Source organism: Xylophilus sp. PBN-3R, assembly GCF_057747805.1.
The window spans coordinates 1,897,457-1,923,541 of sequence record NZ_CM173225.1; the positions used below are offsets into that span (position 1 = coordinate 1,897,457).

Here is a 26,085-nt window from a genome sequence, read left to right on the forward strand (position 1 = left end):
ATGCCCGAAGCGGCCGAGCCTTTTTCCGCGTCCGCGTCCGCGTTGGTGCTGGCCGCCAAGCAGCTTGAAATCGACGCCGCGCGCCAGCTGGCAAGCCGCACCGACCTGGTCGATGCGCTGGGCCAGCTGATCCAGCGTCTGCAGCGCGAACGCGGTGCTTCCAGCATCTACCTGGCGTCGAACGGCGAGCGCTTCGGCGATGAACGCCGTGCCCTCATCGCCGAAAGCGTGGTGGCGCAGGCCCGCCTGCGTGCGGTGTTCGCCCAGCACGTCGAGCCGCAGCAGGGCGCGACCGCCAAGTCGCTTTCGCTGATGGCCTGGGCACTGCTGGGTCTGGACGCGATGGACGGTCTGCGCGGCCAGATCGAACGCCAGGCCATGAGCGCGCACGACCTGGTGGCCGCTTTCAGCCACCTCATCGCAGGGCTGATCGAACTGGTGTTCCTGGTGGCCGATGCGGCTGGTGTGCCCAGCGTGTCCCGGCTGCTGGTGGCCTTGCTGCATCTGGTTCAGGCACAGGAAGAAGCCGGCCAGGAACGTGCGGTGGGCGCTTTGCTCTACGCCTCCGGCCTGGGCGATGAAACCCAGCAGCAGCGGGTGCTGAGCCTTATCGAAGCGCAGGAACGCAGCCTGGTGGTGTTCGCCGAATTCGCCGAGCCGCCGCTGGTGCAGGCGCTCGAACGGCAACAGCATCTGCCAGCCGTGGCGCGGCTCGAACGCCTGCGCCGCACGCTGTGTACGGCGAGGGACGGCGCGGTGCTGGACAGCAACCTGAGCCACGCCTGGTTCGACGTCTGCACCGAACGTATCGACGGCCTGTGGCTATTGCAGACCCGGCTGGTCGAACGGCTGCGCGAGGTGTGTGCCAAAAGGGTTCGCGACGCGCAGCAGGAACTGCTGGACCTGCGCGGATTGCTGCGCAGCCTGCGCGACAACCCGCCATCACGCAGCCAGGCGGTCGACCGGTTCTTCGACAACGCGCTGGCTCCGGGGCAGGCGCCCGCTCTGCCTGCTGCGGGTGAGGCAGCGTCCTTGCACGCCTTGCTGCAGATGCAGTCCGAGCGCCTGGCGTCGATGGAAACCGAGCTGGCCACCGCCCGGTCCACGCTCAACGAACGCAAGCTGGTCGAACGCGCCAAGGGCGTGCTGATGGCGCGGCTGGGCATGAGCGAAGAGGCTGCCTTCCGGGCTTTGCAGAAGACCTCGATGGACCACAACCGGCGGATGGTGGATGTCGCCGAGGCCACGCTGGCGCAGCCGGATGCGGCGCTTGCGCGGCTGGGCGCGGTGGGGCGGGATGAGCGGCGCTAAAGCCTTGGAGAACCTTCTGCGCTAGCCGCCGGCCCCCGCCAGCAGGCGTGCAATGCCCTCCGGCAACCCCCGGTGGTCCTTAGAGGGCGGCGGCGAAAAACTCCCGATCCGGGCCTTCCCGGGCTGCAATGCGATCATCGAAGCCGCATGCCGGACAGCACTGGAAACCCCTTCGACCACGGGCACCGGCAACTGCCCCTTCAGGCTCCGCGCCAGCCCCGCCAGGGGCGCACCGGCCAGGATGATCACCTCGGCGCCGTCCTCCTTCACCACCTTCTCGCACAGTGCCATCAGCGCATCGCCATGCTGGGACTGCACATCGCCGATGGACGCCAGCGGCCGGTCCAGCGCGCGGATGCTGGCCAGCCGATGCTGCAGTCCGTGCGACTCCACGACCTCGCGGTACCACGCCTGGATCCGCTGCGAAATCGCGACGATGGAGAACCGGTGCCCCAGCAGGCAGGCGCTGGCCAGTGCCGATTCGGTCAGCCCCAGCACCGGCACCGGCAGCGCCTCGCGCAAGCCCGACAGGCCGGGGTCGCCGAAAGCCGCGACGATCACCGCGTCGTAACCCGCATGGTGTTCGGCCGCCAGCTGCGCCGTGGCATAGGCGCCGATCAGGGCTTCGAACCGGGTCTCGATATAGGCCACGCCGAAGGGCGCGGTCATCACGGTGATGTCGCAACCGGCCGGTGCGCTGGCACGGGCCTCGGCGGCGATAAGGTCTGAAACGCTCTCGGAGATATTGGGGTTGATCAGCAACAGTTTCATGGCTGGATTCACGCTTTGCGTTTGCGCGGCAGCAGCGTCGGCGCGCCGCATTCCAGGAACCGGCCGCGGCCCTGGAGGCCATGGAAATCCTTGCCGTCCCACACCACGTCGCCGCGCGAAATGGTGGTGCCAGGCCAGGCCTTCAGCTGCATGCCGGCGTAGGGCGTGTAGTCGACCTCGTGGTGCAGCATGAGGTTGTCGACCGTCACATCGCGTTCGTCCCAGATCACCAGGTCGGCGTCCGAACCGATGGCGATGGTGCCCTTGCGAGGGTGCAGTCCGTAGGTCTTCGCCGGGTTGGTGGATGTCAGCTCGACGAATTTCTGCGGCGTGATGCGGCCGGCCAGCACACCTTCGGACCACAGCAGCGGCAGGCGCGTTTCCAGGCCCGGGATTCCGTTGGGGATATGGCGGAAGGCGACTTCTTCGCCACCCGGATGTTTGCCTTCGGTGCCGTCGTACCTGAAGGGCGCGTGGTCGGACGAGAAGATGGTGAACGTCCCGTCCGCCAGGCCGTTCCAGATGACCTCCTGGTTGGATTTGTCGCGCGGCGGCGGACTGCACACGCAGCGCGCGCCGAGGTAGCTGCCTTCGCCGTCGCCTTCGATCCCCAGGTCTTCGGCGGTCAAAAAAAGATATTGCGGACAGGTCTCCGCAAAGATGTTCAGGCCCAGGCCGCGCGCCCAGCGGATCTGCTCCACCGCATCCTTGCCGGACACGTGGACGATGAGAATCGGCACGTCGACCAGCTGCGACAGCGAGATGGCTCGGTGCGTGGCCTCGCGCTCCACCAGCATCGGCCGTGAATGCGCATGGAACCGCGGGGCGGTGCGGCCCGATGCCTCCAGGCGTCTGGTCAGCCATTCGATGCAGTCGGAGTTTTCGGCATGCACCATGGCCATCGCGCCGTGCTCACGGGCCACGTCCAGCACGTCGAGGATCTGGCCGTCGTCCAGCTTCAGATCGTCATACGTCATGTAGATCTTGAACGAGGTGTAGCCCTCGGCGATGAGCGCCGGCAGCTCCTGGGTCAGCACTTCGGGCGTCGGGTCGCTGACGATCAGGTGGAAGGCGTAGTCGATGTGCGCCTTGCCGTCGGATCTGCGGTGGTAGTCGTCCACCGCGGCGCGCAGCGAATGGCCTTTTTCCTGGGCGGCGAAGGGGATCACGGTGGTGGTGCCGCCGCAGGCCGCCGAGCGGGTGCCGGTGTCGAAGTCGTCGGCCATCCGGATCGGGGGTGGCGTCGGTTGGTCGAGGTGGCAGTGGGCATCGACGCCGCCGGGCGTCACATGGCGGCCGGCCGCGTCGATCTCGCGTGCGCCGGCAGCCAGGCCGCGGCCGAGCGCGGCGACGACGCCGTCCTTGATGCCGATGTCGCAGTCGAATTCGTCGGAGGCGGTGACCGCGTGGGCGTTGCGCACCACCAGGTCGAAGGCGTGTGAAGTCATTTCGGACATGGTTGTTTGTCTCTTGAAATCGGCAGGGTCGGGCGGCCATCCAGGGGCCGGAGCAACGAGAGGATGTGGCGCTTGTAGTCGTTGAACCGTGGCGATGTGGAGTCGCGCGGGCGTTCCAGGTCGATGGGTAGCAGTTCGCGGATGCGACCCGGCCGGGCCGACATCACCGCCACATGGGTGCCCAGCGCCAGGGCTTCGTCGATGCCGTGGGTGACGAACACGATGGTGCTCTGGCTCTCGCGCCAGATCCGCACCAGTTCGCCGTGCATGTCCATCCTGGTCTGTTCGTCGAGCGCGCCGAAGGGTTCGTCCATCAGGATCACTTCGGGGTTCATCAGCAGCGCGCGGGCGATGCCGACCCGCTGGTTCATGCCGCCGGAAAGCTCGCTGGGGTAGTGGTTCTCGAAACCCTTCAGGCCGACCATCTCGATGAAACGCTGGGCCTTCTCGCGGCGTTCGGCCCTGGGTGCACCACGCATCTGCAGATGGAAAGCCACGTTTTCCCAGACTGGCAGCCAGGGCATCAGGTTGGCCTGCTGGAAGACGACACCGCGGTCGGCGCCGGGCCGGGTGACGGGCTGGCCGCCGACCGACACGGTGCCGGTGGTCGGATGGTCGAAACCCGCGATCATGTTGAGCAGGGTCGACTTTCCGCAACCGCTGGGGCCGAGCAGGCAGAGGAATTCATTGCGCGCCACGCTGACGCTGACGCCGTCCAGCGCGACCACGGGTTTGCCGCGCTTGGCGTCTTCGAACAAGCGCGAGACGCGGTCGACGGTGATGAGTGCCATGGTTTTTCCTGTCCGCTTATTTGGCCTGCAGGGTGGAGCCTCGCTGCCACCGCAGCACCCGGCCGGCAATGAGTTTGATGACCAGGTCGCTGAGGAAACCCAGCAACCCGATGCTGGCCATGGCGGCGATCACCAGGTCGTAGCGCAGGAAGTAATACGAGTCCCACAGCACGTAGCCGACGCCGCTCTTGACGGCGACCATCTCGGCGGTGACGGTCAGCATCCAGGCCGATCCGATGGCGATGCGCAAGCCCGAGAAAATGCTGGGCAGCGCGGCCGGGAACACGATGTAGCGCAGCAGCCTGCCGGGCGATCCGCCGGTCATGGCGCCGGCGCGCAGCAGGTTGCGGTCGACCGTCTTGACGCCGTGGATGGTGGACAGCAGCACCGAAAAGAAGGAGCCGAGGAACACCAGGAAGATGGCCGGTTTGTCGGCGATGCCGAACCAGATGATGGCCAGCGGGATCCATGAGACAGGCGGCACCGGGCGCAGGATCTGCAGCGTGGGCTCGATCAGTTTTTCGACCGTGCGCGACCAGCCGATGGCCATGCCCAGGCCGATCCCCAGCACACCCGCGATGGCGAAACCGGCGAACACCCGCATGAAGCTGTGGGCCACGTCGAAGATCCAGTTGCCGCTGTAGTTCTGGGTGTTGCCGTCGGTGGCGAAGATCCAGTCGGCCCATGCGAGAAATACCTGCGAAGGCGCGGGCAACAGGGCCGGCGGCAGTACACCCGAGCGGGAGAAGATTTCCCACCCCGCGAGCACGGCCACCGGGACGATGGCGCGTTCCACGCGGCGGTAGATCCTGCGCCACGGCGGCGCGGAAGGCGTCGTCGTCGCTGCCACCTCAGTAGCCCAGCTGCGACTTGGGTTTGCCCGTCACCGCTTCGAGAAAACGGTAGTCCATGTTCTTCTCGATCTTGGCGGTGACGTCGGAGTTGATGTACTTGAGGTCGCGCATCATGGCGCCGATGGCCACGGCCGGAGCGCGGTACATCCTGTAGTCGGGGTAGAGGTTGTCGACCGAGCCGGAAGCGATGGCCGCATCCAGGCCGGTGATCTTCTGGATGGTGGCGACGAACAGCGGTTTGTCGTTGGCGATCAGGTCGTTCACCTTGACCACGGAACGCACGGTTTCTTCTACCGCCCTGGGTTTGGACGCGATGACGTCCGGACGGGTCAGGATCAGGTTGGTCAGCTTGCCGGCGGCCTGGTCATAGGGGAAGGCGAAGAACTTGGCGGCCTTGACCTGGCGGATCTGGGTGGCGAAGGGATCGACCGAGCAGATGAGTTCGACCTCGCCGCGACGCAGCGCCTGCACATGGTCCGAAGGATTGGGGATGTTGATGAACTGCACGTCCTTGTTGACGTCGATGCCCTGCCTGGCGAATGCGCCGCGCATGTGGATGTCCTGCGCATTGCCGCGCGAGGCCGCGACGCGGAACGGTTTGCCTTCGGCCTTGTATTTGGCGATCAGCGCTTTCAACCCGGCCCAGTCGTTTTCGGCCAGCGGTACGTCGTTGCCGACCAGGATCTGCGAACCGCCATTGACCTGGCCGGAAATGGCGACCAGGTCGAAACCCTTGTCGAGCGCGGTGGCGTAGTGGAGGTAGGTGACCTGGCCCACGTCGATGCTCTTGGACAGCAGGGCGGTCAGCACATCGTTACCGGTGTTGAACCCGATGGCTTCGAGCTTGACGTTCTGCGCGTGCTCCGGTGTCAGGGCCAGCGGCGTGCAATGGGCGCACTTGGCATAACCGAGCTTGATGCTGTTGTCCTGCGCACGGCTGGCCAGCGGGATGACCGCAGCTGCGATGGCGGCTCCGGCGAATACGAGTTTCGCGATCACTTTGAACATGAGGACTCCTGGAAGGGCGGCGGGCGGCTGCTGCCGTATGGCAGTTTTGCGAGCAAGCGGCATGCCAAGGGTGTATCCAATGTTTTTTGGTTATGGATACAGGTTGCGGGTGGGGTCAGCTGGCGGACGAACGCCAGTAGTGCACGCCTTCAGCGCCCCAGAGTTCATGGCACGCCGCTTCGGCTTCGGCGCACACGGTGTCCATGTCGACCTTCGTCGGTTGGCCGTCCGCCACCAGCATCTCCCCTTCGACGAAGACAAAACGCACGTCGCGCCCCTGGCCGGTGTGCACCAGGTTGCCGAGCGGATTCACATGCGGGCGAAGGTGCGGCCGGTTAGCGTCGAACACCACCAGGTCGGCCGACTTGCCCAGAGCGAGGCTGCCGATTTCGTCGCCCATCCCCAGCGCGTTTGCGCCGGCCTGAGTGGCCATGTGGAAGACATGGCGCGGTTGCCAGGCGTCGTTTACGCCGCCTTCCTGCACCCGCGCGGTGGCCAACGCCCAGCGCATCAGTTCGACCATGTCGGCATGCTGTGTGTCGGTCGCCAGGCAGATGGCGACTCCCGCGCGGGCCAGCGCCGGCGTGGGCGCCAGGCGGCCGGAAGCTGCATTGCATTTGGGGATGTGCACCGCATGTGCGCCGGCCGCCGCCATGCGCTGCATGTCTTCGGGCGTGAGGTAGATGCAGTGGCCGCCCATCAGGCGATGGTTCAGCAGGCCGGTTTCTTCCAGCACCTCGGTAGAAGTGCGGCCGGTGCGTTCCTTCACCCGTTCCACCTCGACCCGGCTCTGGCCCAGGTGAGTGCTGACGACCATGCCGAATTGCGCCGAAGCGGCTGCGATCTCGCGCAGGAAGTCGTTGGAACAGGTGTCGACCGCATGGGCGGCCAGGTTGACCGTCACCCGCGGATGCGATGCCCAGCGCTCACGCAGGGCCAGCCCGGCGTCCAGCGTGCGGCGGCCGATGGCCGGGTCGTAATGCCATTCGCCCTGGGCCACGCGGGCGAAGTCGACATCGTGGATGCGCCAGCTTGGGCACAGCCGCAGGCCCAGTTCGACCATGGCCTCGGTCGCCACATCGGCATGCACGAAGTTGTCGCCGACCAGGGTCGAGCCGAACATCAGCGCCTCCAGCGCACCCAGTCTTGCCAATGCCTGCGCCTGCTGCGGATTCAGCTGCGTGCCCTTGGGAATGCCCGGTGTGTAGGAGGGCGCGAAACCCAGGTCGGCGGCCACGCCGCGCACCATCGACAGCATGCTGTGGGTGTGCGGATTGACGAAACCCGGGGTGATGAAATGGCCGGGCAGGCGCAGGGTGCGCTCCGCGGTGTGGTTGGCTGGCGGCTGGTCGGACAGCCAGGCGATGCGGCCATCGCGTACGCCGAGTGCGCAGTCGCGGATCTCGGGGCGGGCCGGATCGGCGGTCAGCGCGATCGCGTCCAGGATCATCAGGTCGAAGTGGGGCGGCGGGTTTTGGGTGTCCATGCCTCCCGGTGGCTGCAAATCGTGTGCCAGTCATGTATACGATTTCATGACATATTGAATACGAGTTCGAGCCGGAGCATGCACGGCATCGAGGTGTCGCCGCACCGAGTTGGACCAACTGCGCACCAAGTGGTGCGCGACCGGCGCGTCAGCCCAGCAGCACTTCCGCCAGATCGACTTCAACCTCGGACTCCCGGTCCAGCCGCAGGGCGGTTTCGATATGCATCAGGTGGTCGTGCATCAATGAACAGGCCAGCGTTTCATCACCCGCTTCGATGGCGTCGATCAGCACCAGATGTTCGTCGTTCGGGCAGGCGGATGACAGCGGTGTGTCGAAGGTCAGGATCGCCAGGCAGGTGAGGGGGGTCAGCTCGCGCATCATCCGCGCCAGGATGCTGCTGCCGGACAGTTCGGCCAGCAGGACGTGGAATTCGCCTGACAGCCGCACCGCGGCCCGCCGGTCGCCCTCGTGGTGCGCGGCATGTTCGCGTTTGGCCAGGGCGCGCAACTGGCCGACCGCGCCGTCGGCCCGGCCTGCGGCGATGCGGGCGATCAGCCGCGACACCATCGACGGCTCCAGGGTGCGGCGCACCGCCAGCACATCGCGCGCTTCTTCGACAGTCGGAGTGGCAACGAAGGCGCCGCGGTTGGGAATGAGTGTCACCAGCTGCTCGACCGCCAGCCGCTGCAGCACGCCCCGCACCTGGGTCCGGCTGACGGAGAACAGTTCTGCCACCTTTTCTTCCGGCAGCTTGGTGCCGGGCAGCAGGCGGTGTTCGACGATGGCGTTGTAGATGCGTTCGTGAATGTCCGCCTTGGAAAGCGGCGCGGCACGGACGGCGGAGCGGGTCTTGGGATCGGATGACATGGCGGTTGATTAGCAATTCCGGGGCCGGCAATACTCGGCTGGAGTCGCGGATTGGATACAAAAGGCCGGAGGATGGCATGGATCTCGCATCGAGCATTGCACTTTCACCTGCTGGCCGCCGTCCGGCCCATTCCATGAACCGCCACCTGCTCGGCATGCTCACGCCGTCTTCGAACACCCGCCTGGAGCCCGTCACTTCCGCGATGCTGGCCGACGTGCCCGACACCAGCGCCCATTTCGGGCGTTTCCGCGTGACGGAGATCGCCCTGTCGACATCGGCCCTGGCGCAGTTCGATCCATCCGGCATTCTTTCCGCCGCCGAGTTGCTGGCCGACGCCCGTTGCCAGGTCATCGGCTGGAGCGGCACCTCGTCTTCATGGCTGGGGTTCGATGCCGACGAACGGCTGTGCGCTGCCATCACCGAGCGGACGGGTGCCATGGCTTGTACCTCGGTGCTGGCGCTCAACGAGGCCTTGCGGATGACCGGTGCCACGCGGCTCGGGCTGGTGACGCCTTACCGTGCCGACGTGCAGGCCGCCATCGTCGCCAACTACGCGGCTGCGGGCATCAGCTGCACCGAGCGGCACCTGGGGCTGCAGGACAATTTTTCGTTCTCGGAAGTGACTGACCAGCAGATCCGCGACATGGTGGCCGATGTGATGGACCAGCCCGAGGCGAGCCGGCCGCAGGCGGTGACCATCCTCTGCACCAATGTGCGGGGGGCGCCGCTGGTGCCGGAGCTTGAGGCTTTGTACGGCGTGCCGGTGTATGACAGCATCGCCACGGTGGTATGGAAGGCGCTGCGGCTGGCGGGGGTGGATACCGGGTGTCTTGCGCCTTGGGGGTCGATTTTTTCTTTGGGTGAGTGATTTTTTTTTGGGTTATCTGCGCTTCGCTCTGTTTTTTTCTTCTGCTACCTCTACGGAGTCGTAAAAGAAGAAAACAGAGCGAAGCGAAACCATTCGCCGTATTAAAAAACCAGGCTCAATTCAAAGCCAGATAATCACCCGAGCCAGAGGAGAAAGCCGACCCACCCCCCGGCAACCGGAACGTCCCCACCAGGGCAGACAACTGCTGCGCCTGCGCCTTCAACCCCTCGGCAGCCGCCGAAGACTCCTCCACCAACGCAGCGTTCTGCTGAGTCATCTGATCCAGGTTGGTCACCGCCTCGCTGACCTGACCGAGCCCCGTGCTCTGCTCGCTGGTCGCCACCGTGATCTCGCTGATGATCGAGGTGACCCGCGCCACGGAGGCGACGATCTCGCCCATCGTCACTCCCGCGGCCTGTGCCAGCTGGGTTCCTTCGCCGACCTGCCGCACGCTGTCCGAGATCAAGCCGCCGATCTCCTTGGCAGCCGTGGCCGACCGCTGCGCCAGGGTCCGGACCTCGGCGGCGACGACCGCGAACCCGCGGCCCTGCTCGCCGGCCCGCGCAGCTTCGACAGCGGCGTTCAAGGCCAGGATGTTGGTCTGGAAAGCGATGCTGTCGATCACCCCGGTGATCTCCGAAATCCGGCGCGACGACACCGCGATGCCCTCCATCGTCGACACCACCTTGGCCACTGCAGCCTGGCCGCTCTGGGCCACGCCACCGGCCGATTCGGCCAAGCCGTTGGCCTGGCGCGATGCATCGGCGGTCTGGCGCACGGTGGCCAGCAACTCTTCCATGCTGGCCGCCACTTCCTCGAGGTTGGACGCGGTCTGCTCGGTGCGTGAAGCCAGGTCGTTGTTGCCGGCGGCGATTTCCGAACTGGCACCGGCCACGCTGGTGGCCGAATTGCGCAGGTCGCCCACCAGCGCTACCAGGCGCGATTGCATGCCGCCCAGGTCGGCCAGCAGTGCCTGCACTTCGTCGCGGCTGCCGGGTCGTGCCGGCGGCAGGCTGGAGGTGAGGTCGCCCTGGGCGATCTGGCCGGCCATGCCGGAAGCCAGCGACAGCGGCCCGACGATGGACCGGGTCAGCAGCCAGCCGCACAAAACGCTCAGCAGCAGGCCCAGCACCGAACCGGCGACCAGCAACATGACACCGGTGTCGGCGCTGTGGATGGCGTCGGCGCGGTCTTCGGCCACACGCTGGCGCTGGTATTCGGCCAGGTCCTCGACCGACTTGGCATAGGCGTCCGCAGCGGGGCGCAGGGTGCCTCCCACGGCGTCGGCCGGCAGTGTCTCGCCCGCCTTGCGGCGCTTGACCAGACCGTCGCGCGCGCTTCGGAAGGCATTGCCCTTTTCGTCGATGACGGCGAACAGGCGCTTGGAGCCCTCGTCCTCGGCCAGCACTTCGAGGCGCTTGCGGACGACTTCCGAGCGGGCCGACGTGGCCTTGCGGTCGGCGTCGATGCGGCTGACGTAGGCCGGGTTGTCGCCCAGTTCCAGCAGGGTTTCGGCCCGGCTGGCGCTGATCACCACGATGGCCTGAAGCTCGCGCGCCAGCAGGGCGCGTTCGGATGAATTGCCGCCCAGGTCGTCGGCCAGGCCGCGCAACTCGACCAGCCGCCAGACACCGACGGCCGAGGCCAGGGCCATGACCAGGCACACCAGTCCGAAAGCCAGCACCAGACGGGGCGCGAGCCGTGCACGAGAGAGAGACATCTAGTTCACCGCGATTCAATAAAGGAAATCTGCTTCTGGCACCGTCCGGAAAGGAACGGGGCCTACGTGGGGGTTATCGGCAATCGACCGCCGATCTTGAAGCGGCTCAGGGTTCGAGCACGATCTTGCCGACGTTCAGCCCGGCTTCCATGCGGCGGTGTGCGTCCGCGGCCTGGGCCAGCGGGTAGCGGCTGTCCAGCACGGGCTTCAGGCGACCATCGGCGAAATGGCCGATCCAGGCGTCGGCAAATCGGCGAGTCATGGCCTGCTTGGTTTCGGCAGTGCGGGATTTCATCACGGTCCCCATGATCTGCAGATGACGGAACAACACCCGGTCCATCGGCAGGCTGCCGGCCGCCGTGCCGCCCATCAGGCCGACCTGCACCAGCCGGCCGCCTTCGGCCAGCGCACGGACGTTGCGCTCCAGGTAAGGCGCGCCGATGAAGTCGATCACCACGTCCACGCCCCGTTCGCCGGCCTCGGCCTTCACCACTTCGGCGAAATCCTGGGTCTTGTGGTCGATCAGGATGTCCGCCCCCAGCGCGCGGACTTCGGCATGTTTGCCGGCGCTGGCGGTGACGAAGACCTGTGCGCCGACGGCGTGCGCCAGTTGCACCGCCGCAGAACCGACACCGCCGGCCGCGGCGTGGATCAGCACCTTCTCGCCGGCCTGCAGGCGGCCCAGGTGCAGCAGGGCTTCATGGGCGGTGACGAAGACTTCCGGGATGGCGCCGGCCATCACGATGTCCATGCCTGCGGGCACGGCCATCGCCATGCGGTGGTCGATGCGTGCCAGTTCGGCATACGAGCCGCCGCCGACGATGCCCATGACACGGTCGCCGATGGCGAAACCGGTGACCTCGGCGCCCATGGCGACCACCTCGCCGGCGATCTCCAGGCCCATCAGGGTGGAATCGCCGAAGTCGGCGCGGCCGTAGGCACCGCGGCGCTGGTTCAGGTCGGCGCGGTTGACGCCGGCCGCGCGGTTGCGAACCAGGAGGTCGTGCGGGCGCACCACCGGGTCGGGTGCGTCTTCGAGTTTCAGGACATCGGCTTCACCGAAATTTTCAAGTGTGATGGCTTTCATGTGGCGATGTTCGCATGGGCGCAGATGGCGCCGGGCGTCGTCAGCCAGATGTCCCCGCGGTCGCGCGCTGCCGCAAAACGCTGCAGCACGGCACGCAGGTGGCGCAGGCGATAGGGCTGGCCGACGATGTACGGATGCAGAGCCAGGCCCATCACAAGCGGCTGTTTTTCGGCCTGCTGCAGCATCTCGTCGAAGTTGTCGACCACCATGCGGCAGAAGGCTTCGGAGTCCATCTGACGGCCGATGATCATCGGGATGTCGTTCAGCTCCTGCGGGTAGGGCACCGACCAGAAGTTGTTGGCGCCGCGGGTGCGGATGCGGTGGGGCTGGTCGTCGTGGCACCAGTTGAGGCTGTAGCGGTAGCCGGTTTCGGCCAGCAGGTCGGGGGTCAGCGGGCTTTCCGATATCCAGGGCGACAGCCATCCGGCCGGGGCAACGCCGCTTTCTTTCAGGATGCGTTCGCGGCAGTCGTGCAGCAGGCGGCGTTCATCGGCCTGGCCCAGGCGGCCCTGGCGTTCGGCGTTGGTGTGGCCGTGGCCGATGAGTTCGTCGCCACGTGCGACGCAGGCCGCCACCAGTTCCGGGCAGTGGTCGTACAGCGCGGTGTTCACGATGGCGCCGGTCGGCAGGTCAAGGCTGTCGAAGAGTTCGAGGCAGCGCCAGGCGCCGACCCGGTTGCCGTATTCGCGCCAGGCGTAGTTCAGCACGTCGGGTTCGGGTGATATCGGGCCGATGTTGGCGCCAAGTCCCTCACCGAAGGCGAAGTGCTCGAGGTTGAAACCCAGGTAAACCGCGAGGCCGGCGCCGTTGGGCCAGCGGTAGCCGGTGCGCCGGTGGATGGGCTGGTAGTCGAAGCGGTCGTGGTGCGGCAGCGCGCCGACATAGCTGGCCTGTGGCTGGTTTTGTCCCTGGGGCAAGGCGGTCTCCGTATCGGTTGGGTGTGATGGAGCGCGAGCAATGGGCGTGCCATGCATAGAATCCCGCATGTTGGTGCTCGCGGGCCAGATCTGGCGCGCAGTTCAACGGGAAGCAGGCCGGGCGATCTTTATGACCTCCTGGACCTGCGCTGCCCCCGCAACGGTCGGCAGGAGGAACCGTCTTTTTGACGGACGGTTCGGCGCCCCTCTTCAGCCACTGGACGAACGTCCGGGAAGGCGACGGGTGTTTGCTTCTGCCCAGCCCGGATACCGGCCAACCTGTCGCCCGGCTTCGGCCCGGCTTTTTTGTCCAGACCCGGCGGGGATGCCGGCGAGGACTCGCCCACGCATGGGCATTCAGAGAAAAATTTCATGCTCGAAGAAGGTTTTGCACAGGTTGCGCAGTCGCTGCTCGTGCCGGTTCTGGTGCTGGTCGGACTGGCCGCGTTGTATTCGGTCTGGCTCGCCGGTGCCACGTTGGTCGAGGCTCTGCAGCGCTGGCGCCAGCCGCATTACCGCGCGCTGGTGGTCACGCCCGACACCTCGATGGACGACCTGGAGATGGCGATCCTGCGGCGGATCGAACCGGTGCGCCTGCTGAGCCGGCTGGCCCCGATGCTGGGCCTGATCGCGACGATGGTGCCGCTGGGCCCTGCGCTGCAGAGCGTGGCGGGCGGACAGGGGCAGCAGGCCCTTGCGGTGTTCAGCGGTGCGTTTGCCGGCGTGGTGCTGGCGCTGGCCGCGGCATCGATCGGGCTGGTGGTCTATTCGGTGCGTCGGCGCTGGTTGCTGGCCGAACTGATGGTGGTGCGCAGGCAGCGTGAAAAGGCGGCCGTGATGCTGGCAGGAGCGGCAGCAACCACCGGAGCCGTGGCATGAGCCGCGGCAGCCTGCAGATACTGCATGAGGAAGACGACGACCCGATGCTGTCGGCCGTCAACCTCGTCGACGTATTCCTGGTGCTGGTGGTGGCGCTGCTGACCGCGGTGGCCGCACAGAAGCAGAGCCAGATACCCGAAGGCGCGACGGTGGTCCGCAACGCCGGCAAACCCGACATGGAAATCGTCGTGCGCGAGAAAGGCAAGGACGTTCACTTCAAGGGCGCGGGCAGCGCCAGCGCGGGGCAGGGCACCCGGGCCGGCGTGGCCTACACACTCGAAGACGGCACCATGGTCTATGTGCCGGAAGCCGAGGCCGCCAAGGCCGGTGCCGCGCCTGCCCAGTTCGCCAAATGACGGGCGCGCCCTTTATCCGCCGGCTGCTGCTGGCGGCCTGGCTGTGCCTGTCCGCGGCCGGCGCGCAGGCGGCCGGCAAACTGCTCTGGCTGACCGCCGACGTGACCACCGCCAGCCGCACCGAACTGGTCGAACGGCTGGGTGCGCAGGCCGGGTTCGCGGTGGAGCATCTGGAATATCCGATCACCGGCCCGGCCCGCCTGGCCGAGGGCAAGGCCGCCACCTTGCGCGCCGCCTGCGGCAGTGCTGCCTTGGTATGGATCGATGCGCGCCATCCGTCCATCGAGGCGCGTCTGCGGGGCTTGCTGCAACAGGCTCCCGGCTGTGAATTGCCCGCGCCGCGCACCGTCTGGATCACCCAGGAAGGCCCCGCCGTTTCCGGCGATGCGGCCCTTCGCCTGGCCGGCTACCTGCGGGCAGGCGGCGAACGCAACCTGGCGCCCGCCATGGCCCTGGCACGCGCCGTGGCCGACGGCGAACCAGCGCCGAACCTGCCGCCGCCGGTGCCCTGGCCGACCCAGGGCCTTTACCTGCCCGACATGACGCAGACCTTCGGCGATGCCCGCGCGCTAGCCGACTGGCAATCGAATCAGCCGGACGTCCGGGCGCTGCCGGCCGTCGCCGTGCTGGTGCACCGTTATCACTTCGTCGACGGCAGCACCGAATGGCTGGACGACTGGCTGCGGTCCTTCCGCAAGCAGGGTCTGCTGGCCTATGCGGTGTTCTCGCAATCGACCAGCGCGGCCGAACTTCAAGAGCTGCTGCAAATGGGCGACGGCCGTGCCCATGCGCGGGTGTTGGTGCTGCACCAGTTGCTGCCGCGCGGCGCGGAACTGCAGCCCCTGCTGGAACGCTGGGGCACGCCGTTGCTGGCGACCCAGCCGTTCCGCAACGGCGACGAAGCCGCCTGGGCCGCCGACGCCACCGGCCTGAGCAGCGGCGACGTGCCCTTCTACCTGGCTCAGCCCGAAGGGGCCGGCGCCATCGACCCGGTGCTGATGGCGGCCCGGGGCGCCGGCGGCAAGGGCACCGCGCTGATCGATCGCCAGGCCGATGCGGTGGTCGCCAAGGCGCGCCGCCTGATCGCGCTGCAGATCCGGCCGGAGTCCGCCAAACAGCTGGTGGCGATGGTCTACAACTATCCGGCGGGCGGCACCAATTTCGGAGCCTCGTTCCTGAATGTGCCGCGCAGCCTGGAGCGGGTTTCCGCCGGCCTGGCAGAGGCCGGCTACGACACGCGCGGTGTGCCCGAGGCCGACTGGATCTCGGGCCTGCAGCCGCTGCTGAAGGCTTATTACCCCGGCACCGACCTGAAGTCGCTGCTGCAACTCGACCAGGCCGCCGCGCTGCCGCTTGCTGACTACCGGCGCTGGTTCGCCACCCTGCCCGCGGCTGTGCGGCAACGTGTCGTCGGCCAATGGGGCGAAGCGGAAAAAAGCCCCTATGTCGTCGATTGGCAGGGGCAGAAGGTGTTTGTCATCCCACGCATGAAGGTCGGCAAACTTTCGGTATTGCCGCAGCCGCCGCGCGAAGAGACTCTGAGGTCCGGCCAGAATCCCTTCATGCACCGCAGCAAGACCCCGCTGTCGCACCATTACCTGGCGGTCTATCTGTGGACGGGGCAGTCCGACGCACTCATCCACTTCGGCACCCACGGCACCCAGGAATGGGCGCCTGGCAAGGCGCGCGGCCTGGACGTGGACGACGACGCGCTGTTGCCGCTGACGGCCGCAGCCGGCAACGTGCCGGTGGTCTATCCCTATATCGTCGACAACCTGGGCGAGGCGCTGACCGCCAAACGCCGGGGCCGCGCGCTGCTGGTCAGCCACAAGACGCCGGTGTTCTCGCCGGCCGGCTTCAACGGGCGCATGGCGCACATGCACGAGCTGATGCACGAATGGGAAACCGTCGACGCCGGACCCACCCGGGCAGCGCTGGAAAAAGAACTCATCAAGCAGTTCACCGAACACCAGCTGCACCGGGACCTGGGCTGGACACCGGAACGCATCGCAGGACATTTCGAGGGTTTCCTGGAAATCCTGCATCCCTACCTTGACCAGCTGGCGCAAAGCTCGCAACCCAAGGGCCTGGCAGTCTTCGGTGTGGTGCCGGACGCCACGCTGCGCCGCCAGACCGTCATGCAGGCGCTGCGCAAGCCGCTGATCGAGGCGCTGGGCGAGGACATCGACGAGGCCTTCCTGATCGATTACGCCGCCATGCCCGCTGCCCGCCCGGCGCGCTGGCTCGACCTGGCCCTGCGCGACCCGCAGGCCGCCAGCGTGCTCGACCTGCGCAAGGAACCCCGCAGGGACCTGCCGGGTACCGCCTTCGTGCCCAACCATGCAGCCCTCAAGCCGATCGACACGCCGGCCCTGCTGGCGTTGGCCGAGCGGGCGCAGCAACTCGACAAGCTGCTGGCGACCGAAGGAGAACTGCCGGGCCTGCTGGCGGCGCTGGACGGGCGCTTCGTCTCCGCGGCCTACGGCGGCGACCCCATCCGCAACCCCGACAGCCTGCCGACCGGCCGCAACCTGACCGGCCTGGACCCGGCCCGCCTGCCCACGCAACAAGCTTACGCGGTGGCTCAAAGCCTTTTCGACGAATGGCTGAAGGGCTGGCAGCGCGACCACAGCGGTCGAATGCCCGAGCGGCTGGCCCTGTCGCTGTGGGCCGGCGAAACCCTGCGACAGCAGGGCGTGCTGGAGGCGCAAGCGATGGTGGCTCTGGGAGTGCGTCCGGTCTGGGACGCCTCGGGCCGGCCGCAAGCGGTGGTGCTGGTTCCATCTTCCGATCTGAAACGCGCACGGGTCGATGTGCTGTTGAGCGTCACCGGCTCCTACCGCGACCAGTTTCCGGCCTTGATGGGACTGTTGGACAGGGCGGTGGCGCTGGCCGGGGCGGCTCCGGCCGATGGCGGTGGCGCGAACGCCATCGCCCGCAACACCCGCCAGGTCGAGACCGAACTGCTGCAGCGCGGTGTACCGAAAGAGCAGGCCGCCTTGCTGGCCCGCGCCCGCGCCTTCGGCAACACCGCCGGCGACTACGGCACCGGCATCGCCGAAGCGGTGCAGGACGACGGCCTGCAGCGTGACGACACACGGCTGGGCGACATGTTCCTGCAGCGCATGAGCCAGCCTTACATCGACGGCCGGCCGGTGGAAGGACTGGCCGATGGCGCGGCCGCCCAGGCGCTGGGTTCGCACCTGCGGCATACCGACGCCGCGGTGATGTCGCGCAGTTCGAACCTCTACGGCATGGTGAGTTCGGACGACCCGTTCCAGTACCTCGGTGGCCTGTCGGCGGCAGCCCGCAGCGCCGGCCGCAAGGAAGGGCTGGACCTGTACGTCAGCGAGGTGCAGGACAGCGGCGAGGTGCGCACCGAATCGGCACAACGCACCATCGCGCTCGAGATGCAGTCGCGTTACCTGCACCCAGGCTGGATCGAGGCGCAGAAACAGGAAGGTTATTCGGGCACCCTGCAGGTGCTGAAGGCGGTGCAGTTCGCCTGGGGCTGGCAGGCGGTTGCCAAGGACACCATCAGGTCCGACCACTGGCAGAGCTTCTATGAAGTGCTGGTCCAGGACAAACACAGGATGGGCATTCCGGCGTGGATGCTCAGCCATCCTCAAGCCTTTGCGCAGACGCTGGAACGGTTGGTGCAGGCGCAGAAACAGGGTTACTGGGCAGCGGATGCCGACGCACAGGCGCAGGTCGCAAGGCTGTACCGCGAACTGACCCGTGATACGCCGCTGGCCAACGAACTGGCGTCGGTGCGGCATTGGGTCGATGCGAACGACCCATTTGCTGCCCAGTCGCCGCAGATGGCGGCGGGCATGGCACGGGCGCAGGCCGACGCGGCGTTCCTGCCGCCGCCGCCGGTCGCCGAGCCAACGCCTCAGCCCGCGACGCCCGCGACGGCTGCAGCACGGCCACCGCAGGCATTGCGCCTGGAGCGCCAGCCGGACGCGTCGCCGCCGACGCCGGTCGCGCTGCAGCGGCTGCTGCAGATGTTCGCCTGGAGCCTGATCCTGCTGACCGGCATCGCCGGTGGTGTGCGACAACTTCGAACCGGTCGTAACAACTCAAATTTTGTCAAGAGGGAAGATGTTTCCATGTTTCCCGGTGCCTAATGTTTCCGGGAAATCGCCCATCCACAAACTCGGAAAAAAGACCATGAAGAAGACCGCAATCCTGATAGCCGCTGTCACCCTGTTCGCATCGCAGGCCTTCGCCCAGACACCGCCCGGCCCGACCGACGGCAGCAACAAGTCGCCCGCGCTTCCGATGGGGAGCGCAGCCAAACCGGTCGGCGAAGGCAGCGGCAGCATGGCTCCGATGAAGGCGGACCGGCCGAGCAAGGAGTCCCGTGCGGCCACCAAGGCTGCCAACAAGGAAGCCCGCATGGCTAAACGTGCCCAGATGAAGGACGCCAACAAGGGGGGCGAAATCCCTTCGCCGTCGGTCAACCCGAAGAGCTACTGAGCCGTCGAGACCCGGTAAGGGACACGAGGGGAAACTAAACTGCAGGCATGTCCGCCGACCGCCTGTCACCGAGTTCCTTCCGCCTTTCCGGCATCCGAAACCGCGCAGCGCGCCTCGACGCCCTGCGCGGTTTTGCCGTTGTGTGGATGAGCGTCTTCCACTTCTGTTTCGACCTCACCTTTTTCGGATTCAGCCGCCAGCAGATGCTGAGCGACCCGCTGTGGACCAGCCAGCGCATCGTCATCGTCAGCCTGTTCCTGTTCTGCGCCGGCATCGGCCAGGCGCTGGCGCTGCAGGCAGGGCAGGGCTGGCCACGTTTCTGGAGGCGCTGGGCGCAGGTGGCGGCCTGCGCACTGTTGGTGACCGTCGGTTCCTACTTCATATTTCCCGAAAGTTTCATCGGCTTCGGTGTGCTGCACGGGCTGGCCGTCATGCTGATCGTCGCCCGGCTGACGGCCGGATCGGGCGTCTGGCTGTGGCCTCTCGGCGCGGTCGCCTTGGTTCTGCCGACACTGGCCGGAACGCTGTTGCCCGGCAGTGGTCTGGAAGCCGCCTTCAACGGCGTTCCGCTGCGGGTGCTGGGGCTGGTGACGGTCAAGCCGGTCACCGAGGACTATGTGCCCATCTTCCCGTGGCTCGGGGTATTGTGGTGGGGGGTAGCGGCTGGCGGCTGGCTGTGCCGACACCGCGCCGGCTGGCTTGATGGCAGGCTTCCAGGCGGCTGGCTCGGCACTGCGCTGGCCTGGCTGGGCCGGCACAGCCTGCCCTGGTACATGCTGCATCAGCCGGTGCTGATGGGTCTGGTCGCCGCGGCGGCGTGGGTGACACGGCGATGAACAGAAACGCGGCCGAGGCCGCGTTTCTGTGGGTGGATGAAAAAACGCCGGGGCGTGTTATTCGACCTTGGCCTTGGCGCGCAGGTCTTCCTGGTACTTGGCCAGCTTCTGCTGTTGCAACTGCTGCACGATCTGCGGCTTGACCTGGTCGAAAGGCGGCAGCTTGGAATCGCGGGTGTCGTCCAGGCGGATGACGTGGTAGCCGAACTGGCTCTTCACCGGGGTTTCGGTGGTCTGACCCTTTTTCAGGGCGACCAGTGCGGCGCTGAATTCAGGCACGTAGCTGTTCGGATTGGCCCAGTCGAGTTCGCCGCCGTTGGCGCCCGAGCCGGTGTCCTTGGACTGCTTCTTGGCGATGTCGTCGAACTTGGCGCCCTTTTTCAGGCGGGCGATGATGTCCTTCGCGTCGGCTTCCTTGTCGACCAGGATGTGGTGGGCCTTGTATTCCTTGGCACCGTTGGCAGCGGCGAACTTGTCGTATTCGGCCTTGGCTTCGGTGTCGCTGATGGGGTTGGCGTCTTGCCACTTGGCGAAAAGGTCGCGGATCAGGATGGTCTGGCGGGCCAGTTCCATCTGGTTCTTGTAGTCGGGCGTGCCTTCCAGGCCTTGCTTCTGGGCCTCCTGCAGGAAGATTTCACGGGCGATGACTTCGTCCTTGATCTGGCCTTCGATTTCCGGGGTGATAGGGCGGCCCGACTTGGCGATCTGGGCGGTGAGCACTTCTGCACGGGCCTTCGGCACCGGCTTGCCGTTCACGACGGCGATGTTCTGCGCCAGTGCGGGCAGCGAGAAGGCTGCGACAAGAGCAGCTGCGACCGCGATGCGGGTCGTGCGTTGATTCAGCATAGAGGTCCTCGGAGATCCGTTTGTTGGTGTAGTAGCAGGAATGAGCTTAAGGGCGCAGAACCTGGGACAGGTATCTGAACTTGTCGGCTGCCGCCGCAGCTGATTGCAGTCGTTGCGGCGCCGCAAAGCGGGCGGATGATGTCAGACAGAAATCGTCCTGGAAGGTTCCGGAAGGACTTCGATCGCCAGCGCATGCAGGCCGGCGTCCAGAAATGGCCGCAAGGAATCATACACAAGCCGATGTTGGGCCACGCGCGGTTTACCGGCCATTTGCGCAGCGGCTATCCGCACGCGGAAATGGGTGCCGAAACCGCTGCCGTTGGCGCCGACGTGGCCCGCATGCGCGGCACTTTCGTCGATCACTTCGAGCTGGCTGGGTGCGAGCGTTTTCTGCAGTTGCCGGCTGATGGCGTCGGCTGTTATGTCTTGTGGCTGCATGCTTTTAACGAGGGTCGTTGGCTGCGCGGTCTTCCGGCAGCATGTGGCGGCCCAGATAGAGGCCTTGCGCGACGACGAAAACCACCATCAGGCCCATGCCGCCGAACAGCTTGAAGTTGACCCAGGTGTCGGTGTCGAAGTGATAGGCGACCCACAAATTGAGCCCGCCCATCACCGCGAAGAAAGCGGCCCAGCTCCAGTTGGCGACCTTCCAGGCGTGGTCGGGCAGCTGCAGCTGCGAGCCCATCACCGACTTGAGCAGGTTCTTGCGGAAGAACAGCTGGCCGATGGCCAGCGCGCCGCCCATAACCCAATAGAGCACGGTGGGTTTCCATTTGATGAACTCTTCGTTGTGGGCGATGAGTGTGGCGCCGCCGAAGAACACGATCACCACCAGGCTGACCCATTGCATCGGTTCGATCTTGCCTCGCTTGAAATAGAACCAGCCGATCTGCAGCACCGTCGCGACGATGGCCACGCCGGTCGCGACATAGATGCCTGCGACCTTGAAAGCGACGAAGAACAGCAGGATGGGGAAAAAGTCTAGGAGCAGCTTCATGCCGGTATGGGTCTGTGAGGTCTGTGCGCTCTGTGAGGGGACAGGCCTGTTTCGGAAGGCGCCATTGTGCCCGCGCGCCTTCCGGTATCGAGCGGCTTATTCGCCGCCGGTCGGACTGAAATCCAGCGAGGCGGAGTTCATGCAGTAACGCAGGCCCTGCGGTCCGGGACCGTCAGGGAACACGTGGCCCAGGTGTGCGTTGCAGTTGGCGCATACCGTTTCGGTGCGCAGCATGCCGTGGCTGCGATCGACGATTTCCTTGATGGCGCCCGGAATAGCCTGCGAGAAGCTGGGCCAGCCGCAGCCGGCGTCGAATTTGGTGTTGGAATCGAACAGCTTGGCACCGCAGCAAATGCAGTGGTAGCTGCCGTCGGCCCATACGGCGTTGTATTTGCCGGTGAACGGGCGTTCGGTGGATGCGTGGCGGGTGACCTCGAAAGCCACCGGTTCGGCGCCTTTCTCGGCTAGCCTGGCCTTCCATTCGGCGTCGGTCTTCGGAAGATCGTTCGGTGCGGTCGCGGTGGTGTCGTTCATGGTGTTTTCCTGTTGTTCAAGAAGAGCAGCTGATTTCGATACTCGACGCCCAGTCGGGCGGAAAGCCGGCGAATTCATCGAAACCCGGATGTTCCTCACATGGGGCCGACAGCAGCGTCGTCAAGGTTGAGACGCCGCTGTAGTCCTTCTGCCTGGCCTGGCGGATGGCGAGTTCACCCAGGTGGTTGCGCAGCACGAACTTGGGATTGACGGCCAGCATGGCCGTGCCCGCTGCGGCCCGGTCGGCCCCCTGCAGGCGTGCTTCGTAGCGGCTCATCCACGCATCGAAGCCTTCTCGGTCGAGGAAGAGATCGCGCAAGGGTTCCAGCGCGCCCTGCGCCACGAAGTTCGAGAGCCTGCGCCAGAAGATCGTCCAGTCGACCTGGTGCTGCGCCATCAGCCGCAGCAGCCCGTCGAGCAGGTCGGCGTCGGTTCCCTGGCTGTCCGGCAGGCCCAGCTTGGCGCGCATGCGGCCGAGATAGGCCTGCGGAAACCGGGCCTTGTAAGGCTCGAGTGCCGCCATGGCGAGATCGGTGTCTTCGATCAGCGGCATCAGCGCCTGGCCCAGGCAGAACAGGTTCCAGTAGGCGACCTGCGGCTGCTGGTCGTAGGCGTATCGGCCCTGGGTGTCGCTGTGGTTGCAGATGTGGTGCGGGTCGAAGCCGTCGAGGAACTGGAACGGGCCGTAGTCGATGGTCAGGCCCAGGATGCTCATGTTGTCGGTGTTCATCACACCGTGGCAAAAGCCCACCGACTGCCAGAGCGCGACCATGTCGGCGGTGCGGGTCGTGACCTCGGCCAGCAGGGCCGCGTAGGCGTTGCCGGCGAATCCTTCGCCGGTGCGTGCCTGGGCATAGTGACGGTCGATCACCGTGTCGGCGAGGGCGCGCAACGAATCGGTGTCGTTGCGCGAAGAGAAATGTTCGAAATGCCCGAAACGGATGAAGCTCGGTGAAAGGCGGGTGACGACGGCGGCGCTCTCGATTTCTTCGCGGCGCACCGGCTGATCGGACCCGACCACACACAAGGCGCGGGTGGTCGGTATGTCCAGGGCTGCCATCGCCTCGCTGCAGAGGAATTCGCGGATGCTGGAACGCAGTACCGCGCGCCCGTCACCGCCGCGTGAATACGGGGTGCGGCCGGCGCCCTTGAACTGCATCTCCAGCGGGCCGCCGGGGGCCCGGACCTCGCCGAGCAGCAGTGCCCGGCCGTCGCCCAGCTGGCCGGCCCATTGACCGAACTGGTGACCGCTGTAGACAGTGGCGACCGGTGTCGATCCCTGGATCGGCCGGCTGCCGGCCAGGGCTTCGATCACCGCCGGTTCGGACAGGCGTGCCATCGGCAGACCGAGCAAGGCTGCGGCCCCTGCGCTGGCACCCACGAGATAGGGCGCTGGCAGCGGTTGGGCGGGGAGCGTGGTCGAGAACGTGTTGCCGAGCGCCGCGAAGCCCGGAGCCCATTCCAGGTTCAGGTCTACAGGGCCTGGCGCGGCGGGCGCGGAGGAGGGAAACGTGGTGGTCTCGGCATGCATGCGGGCATTTTCGTGCAGCCGCCGAGCCCTGTCGTATCGCGGGGATTCAGGGCGTGGAGCCGGCCGGCATCTGGACCTTGAAGACCTGGGCCAGATAGGCGAGGAAGGTGTGGTCGTCGCACAGGGTCTTGCCTGGCGAGTCGGACAGCTTGGCGACGGTCTGGCCGTTGCAGGAGGTGAGCTTCATGACGATGTTCAGCGTCTTGTAGCCCATGTCGTTCGTCAGGTTGGTGCCGATGCCGAAACCCAGGTTCACCCGGTCGCCGAAGTGGCGGTAGAGCTCCAGCGCCGAAGGCAGGTTCAGGCCGTCGGAGAAAACCAGCCGTTTGGTGTGGGTGTCCAGCCGCAGCCTGGCGTAGTGGGCCAGCGCTTTTTCGCCCCATACGATCGGATCGCCCGAGTCGTGGCGCAGACCGTCGAACAGCTTGGCGAAATACAGGTCGAAGTCGGTCAGAAAGGCATCCATGCCGATCACGTCGGTCAGCGCGATACCCAGGTCGCCGCGGTATTCCTGTACCCAGTCTTCCAGGGCGGCGCGCTGGAAGTCGCGCAGCCGCACGCCCAGCGCCTGATAGGTCTGCAGGTATTCGTGGGCCATGGTGCCGATCGGCACGATGTCGAGTTCCTTGGCCAGCAGCACGTTGGAGGTGCCGCGGAAGTAGGGCGCCGCCTGGTCCTTCAGGATCTGCACCACCTCGGTCTGCCACTGGCGCGAGAAACGCCGGCGCACGCCGAAGTCGAAGAACTCGAAGGGGTGGCGGCGCTCCGGCTCGGTCGCGAATTCCTTCAGCCATTCGATCTTGCCGGCCAGGCGCTTGCGGCCTTCGGCCAGTGCGGTTTCCTGGTCGAACCGGCGGAAATACAGCTCGTTGACGATGGACAGCACGAAGATCTCGAAACCCATCACGTGGACCTGCGGGCCCTTCACCTCGATCCGCAGATGCGGTCCGTCGGCATAGGCGTGGATGAATTCACGCTGGAAACTGAAGATGCGCAGATAGTCGATGAAATCGTTGCGCATGAAACGCAGCCCACGCAGATACGCCTGTTCGGCTGCTGTGAAACGCAGGCTGCACAGGTGGTCCAGCTGCTCGTTGACTTCGCCCACCAGGTCGGCCAGCGGATAGGCGGTCGTCTGGTTGCGGCAGGTGAAGGTGTATTCAGCCTCGTTCTGCGGGTGGCGGTGCAGGATGGCCTGCCACATGGTGAACTTGTACAGGTCGGTGTCGAGCAGGCTGGTGATGATGGGTGTCATGTCGCTGTCAGGTCTCTGGCGCGCTGAGGTGCCCGGCGAGTCTATGCGTTGTGCGGCTACAGTCCTGCCCCATGCCTGCCAAACCCCCTCTGGTCGATGAGAACGACGTCGAATGGACCGCGATCCGGGCCCAGGGTGCGGGCGGCCAGAACGTCAACAAGGTGTCGAGTGCGGTGCACCTGCGTTACGACATCCCGGCCAGTTCGCTGCCTGACGACGTGAAGGAACGCCTGCTGGCGCTGCGTGACAAACGCATCACCGAAGCCGGTGTGCTGGTGCTGAAGGCGCAGCAGCACCGGACGCAGGAAATGAACCATGCCGACGCCATGGCGCGGCTGCAGGCGGTGGTGGACAGCGTGGCTTTCGCGCCCAACGTGCGAAAGGCGACCAAACCGAGCTTTGGCTCGAAGATGCGGCGGCTGGAAGGCAAGAGCCTGCGGTCGATGATCAAGAGCTTGCGAGGGCCGGTGCGGGATTAGTGGGGGCCTCAAGCCAGCAGGTTCGCATGCTGCATGGTCTGAGGACACTTCCGCACCGGTTGAATCAGCGTGGTGGCGTGCGTTTAGGGTTTGGCTCGGTCTTGTTCCCAGTTTTCAAGCGTGCGAGGTTGGTGCGGAAATCATGGCGAACTCGCGCCTTGAAGATAAAGGTGTTTTCGGATCTTCACGAGCGCCTCTGCTGAAAGTGGCGACCTCAGTGACCTGGCATATGCGTGAGCGCCGCGTTGCCTGCCAGGCACGTGCATCGAAACCTTCGACTAATGCGGTGAAACGCTGCGGCTAATATTTTTCCTTGCATGCCACTTGCTGCGACGTGAGCGCTACATTTTCATGATCTTGCTCAAGTTCGTACCGACGCGTATCAAATATCTCGTTGATTTTTCAAATGATCTGCAGATGCTGCATTCGCTCATTCGTATGGGTATTTCAATAGTATTTCATCCTGTAGGGCCAAAATTGAACTAATCTACAGTCTTTCGGATTTTGCCTTGATGCCGATCACCACAAGGAATGGTATGGATATGAATTTTCGCAGGAAGAATCTACTGAGCTGCCGCAACAAAATCTATTCGTGGATAAAGTCCATAAGATGCTGGTGGCCGATTTTCTGATCAATAGACTTGGACCCCTATGTGATGACCCTATTGGCCTTACATGCAGTATGGATGCGGCCCGTCGGTGGGGCAGGACCCGCGAAATATTTCCATTTAATCTTTCGAAGATGCTGCTG

At 65.7% G+C, this 26,085-nt stretch carries 24 protein-coding genes and 1 riboswitch; of the genes, 8 read left to right on the forward strand and 16 right to left on the reverse strand.

Translation table 11 applies throughout. From position 1 onward, the window contains the following. Entirely contained in the window at positions 1–1,311 is a 1,311-nt protein-coding gene (locus AC3ANW_RS09000; protein ID WP_488344836.1) for a nitrate- and nitrite sensing domain-containing protein, read from the forward strand. Between the two features lie 21 nt (positions 1,312–1,332). On the opposite strand, the gene AC3ANW_RS09005 is transcribed toward AC3ANW_RS09000, so the two are convergent. The 7 genes from AC3ANW_RS09005 to AC3ANW_RS09035 form a co-directional block, all read right to left on the reverse strand. After that, positions 1,333–2,082, reverse strand: a complete 750-nt coding sequence (locus AC3ANW_RS09005; RefSeq protein WP_488344837.1) for an aspartate/glutamate racemase family protein — start codon at positions 2,080–2,082, stop codon at positions 1,333–1,335. An 8-nt stretch (positions 2,083–2,090) separates the two neighbouring features. After that, on the reverse strand, positions 2,091–3,530 hold the full coding sequence (hydA, locus tag AC3ANW_RS09010) for a dihydropyrimidinase (RefSeq protein ID WP_488345387.1): 1,440 nt from the start codon (positions 3,528–3,530) through the stop codon (positions 2,091–2,093). Beyond that, positions 3,527–4,330: an ABC transporter ATP-binding protein gene (locus AC3ANW_RS09015; protein ID WP_488344838.1), complete on the reverse strand. Its 804-nt coding sequence runs from the start codon at positions 4,328–4,330 to the stop codon at positions 3,527–3,529. Before AC3ANW_RS09015 ends, hydA begins: the two co-directional genes overlap by 4 nt. A gap of 16 nt (positions 4,331–4,346) precedes the next feature. Then, the gene (locus AC3ANW_RS09020) at positions 4,347–5,126 is read right to left on the reverse strand and encodes an ABC transporter permease (protein WP_488344839.1); all 780 of its coding nucleotides are present in this window, start codon (positions 5,124–5,126) and stop codon (positions 4,347–4,349) included. 55 nt (positions 5,127–5,181) lie between these two features. Beyond that, positions 5,182–6,192: an ABC transporter substrate-binding protein gene (locus AC3ANW_RS09025; protein WP_488344840.1), complete on the reverse strand. Its 1,011-nt coding sequence runs from the start codon at positions 6,190–6,192 to the stop codon at positions 5,182–5,184. Between the two features lie 115 nt (positions 6,193–6,307). After that, positions 6,308–7,678, reverse strand: a complete 1,371-nt coding sequence (locus tag AC3ANW_RS09030; RefSeq protein ID WP_488344841.1) for an amidohydrolase family protein — start codon at positions 7,676–7,678, stop codon at positions 6,308–6,310. Positions 7,679–7,826: 148 nt separating this feature from the next. After that, positions 7,827–8,546, reverse strand: coding sequence for a GntR family transcriptional regulator (locus AC3ANW_RS09035; RefSeq protein ID WP_488344842.1), 720 nt, complete (start codon positions 8,544–8,546; stop codon positions 7,827–7,829). Between the two features lie 134 nt (positions 8,547–8,680). On the opposite strand from AC3ANW_RS09035, the gene AC3ANW_RS09040 reads away from it, so the two are divergent. Then, complete coding sequence (locus tag AC3ANW_RS09040) at positions 8,681–9,415, forward strand: maleate cis-trans isomerase family protein (RefSeq protein ID WP_488344843.1); 735 nt, start codon at positions 8,681–8,683, stop codon at positions 9,413–9,415. Positions 9,416–9,530: 115 nt separating this feature from the next. On the opposite strand, the gene AC3ANW_RS09045 is transcribed toward AC3ANW_RS09040, so the two are convergent. The 3 genes from AC3ANW_RS09045 to AC3ANW_RS09055 form a co-directional block, all read right to left on the reverse strand. Continuing rightward, positions 9,531–11,135, reverse strand: coding sequence for a methyl-accepting chemotaxis protein (locus AC3ANW_RS09045; RefSeq protein WP_488344844.1), 1,605 nt, complete (start codon positions 11,133–11,135; stop codon positions 9,531–9,533). 106 nt (positions 11,136–11,241) lie between these two features. Further along, on the reverse strand, positions 11,242–12,222 hold the full coding sequence (locus AC3ANW_RS09050; protein ID WP_488344845.1) for an NAD(P)H-quinone oxidoreductase: 981 nt from the start codon (positions 12,220–12,222) through the stop codon (positions 11,242–11,244). After that, entirely contained in the window at positions 12,219–13,139 is a 921-nt protein-coding gene (locus AC3ANW_RS09055) for a polysaccharide deacetylase family protein (protein ID WP_488344846.1), read from the reverse strand. The genes AC3ANW_RS09050 and AC3ANW_RS09055 overlap by 4 nt, the downstream gene beginning before the upstream one ends. Before the next feature lie 54 nt (positions 13,140–13,193). Next, a riboswitch (cobalamin riboswitch) is annotated at positions 13,194–13,432 on the forward strand. Between the two features lie 79 nt (positions 13,433–13,511). On the opposite strand from AC3ANW_RS09055, the gene AC3ANW_RS09060 reads away from it, so the two are divergent. From AC3ANW_RS09060 to AC3ANW_RS09080, 5 genes are read left to right on the forward strand one after another with little or no spacing between them, the layout of a single operon-like run. Further along, complete coding sequence (locus AC3ANW_RS09060; protein ID WP_488344847.1) at positions 13,512–14,018, forward strand: hypothetical protein; 507 nt, start codon at positions 13,512–13,514, stop codon at positions 14,016–14,018. After that, the gene (locus tag AC3ANW_RS09065; RefSeq protein WP_488344848.1) at positions 14,015–14,374 is read left to right on the forward strand and encodes a DUF2149 domain-containing protein; all 360 of its coding nucleotides are present in this window, start codon (positions 14,015–14,017) and stop codon (positions 14,372–14,374) included. The genes AC3ANW_RS09060 and AC3ANW_RS09065 overlap by 4 nt, the downstream gene beginning before the upstream one ends. Next, a complete protein-coding gene (cobN, locus tag AC3ANW_RS09070; RefSeq protein ID WP_488344849.1) occupies positions 14,371–18,504 on the forward strand; it encodes a cobaltochelatase subunit CobN in 4,134 nt (1,377 codons plus the stop codon). The genes AC3ANW_RS09065 and cobN overlap by 4 nt, the downstream gene beginning before the upstream one ends. A gap of 43 nt (positions 18,505–18,547) precedes the next feature. Beyond that, complete coding sequence (locus AC3ANW_RS09075) at positions 18,548–18,856, forward strand: hypothetical protein (RefSeq protein ID WP_488344850.1); 309 nt, start codon at positions 18,548–18,550, stop codon at positions 18,854–18,856. A gap of 47 nt (positions 18,857–18,903) precedes the next feature. Continuing rightward, on the forward strand, positions 18,904–19,692 hold the full coding sequence (locus AC3ANW_RS09080; RefSeq protein WP_488344851.1) for an acetyltransferase domain-containing protein: 789 nt from the start codon (positions 18,904–18,906) through the stop codon (positions 19,690–19,692). 57 nt (positions 19,693–19,749) lie between these two features. On the opposite strand, the gene AC3ANW_RS09085 is transcribed toward AC3ANW_RS09080, so the two are convergent. The 6 genes from AC3ANW_RS09085 to pncB form a co-directional block, all read right to left on the reverse strand. Further along, positions 19,750–20,538 (reverse strand): peptidylprolyl isomerase, encoded by a 789-nt coding sequence (locus tag AC3ANW_RS09085; protein ID WP_488344852.1) that lies wholly within the window; start codon positions 20,536–20,538, stop codon positions 19,750–19,752. A gap of 141 nt (positions 20,539–20,679) precedes the next feature. Beyond that, positions 20,680–20,976: a BolA family protein gene (locus AC3ANW_RS09090; RefSeq protein ID WP_488344853.1), complete on the reverse strand. Its 297-nt coding sequence runs from the start codon at positions 20,974–20,976 to the stop codon at positions 20,680–20,682. Between the two features lie 4 nt (positions 20,977–20,980). Then, entirely contained in the window at positions 20,981–21,535 is a 555-nt protein-coding gene (locus tag AC3ANW_RS09095; RefSeq protein WP_488344854.1) for a septation protein A, read from the reverse strand. Between the two features lie 96 nt (positions 21,536–21,631). Continuing rightward, entirely contained in the window at positions 21,632–22,069 is a 438-nt protein-coding gene (gene msrB / locus AC3ANW_RS09100; RefSeq protein ID WP_488344855.1) for a peptide-methionine (R)-S-oxide reductase MsrB, read from the reverse strand. A 16-nt stretch (positions 22,070–22,085) separates the two neighbouring features. Then, a complete protein-coding gene (locus AC3ANW_RS09105) occupies positions 22,086–23,600 on the reverse strand; it encodes a protein adenylyltransferase SelO (protein ID WP_488344856.1) in 1,515 nt (504 codons plus the stop codon). Positions 23,601–23,646: 46 nt separating this feature from the next. Beyond that, a complete protein-coding gene (gene pncB / locus AC3ANW_RS09110; RefSeq protein WP_488344857.1) occupies positions 23,647–24,855 on the reverse strand; it encodes a nicotinate phosphoribosyltransferase in 1,209 nt (402 codons plus the stop codon). Between the two features lie 71 nt (positions 24,856–24,926). Between pncB and arfB the strand changes: the two genes are divergently transcribed. Beyond that, complete coding sequence (arfB, locus tag AC3ANW_RS09115; protein ID WP_488344858.1) at positions 24,927–25,334, forward strand: alternative ribosome rescue aminoacyl-tRNA hydrolase ArfB; 408 nt, start codon at positions 24,927–24,929, stop codon at positions 25,332–25,334. Positions 25,335–26,085: the final 751 nt, after the last annotated feature.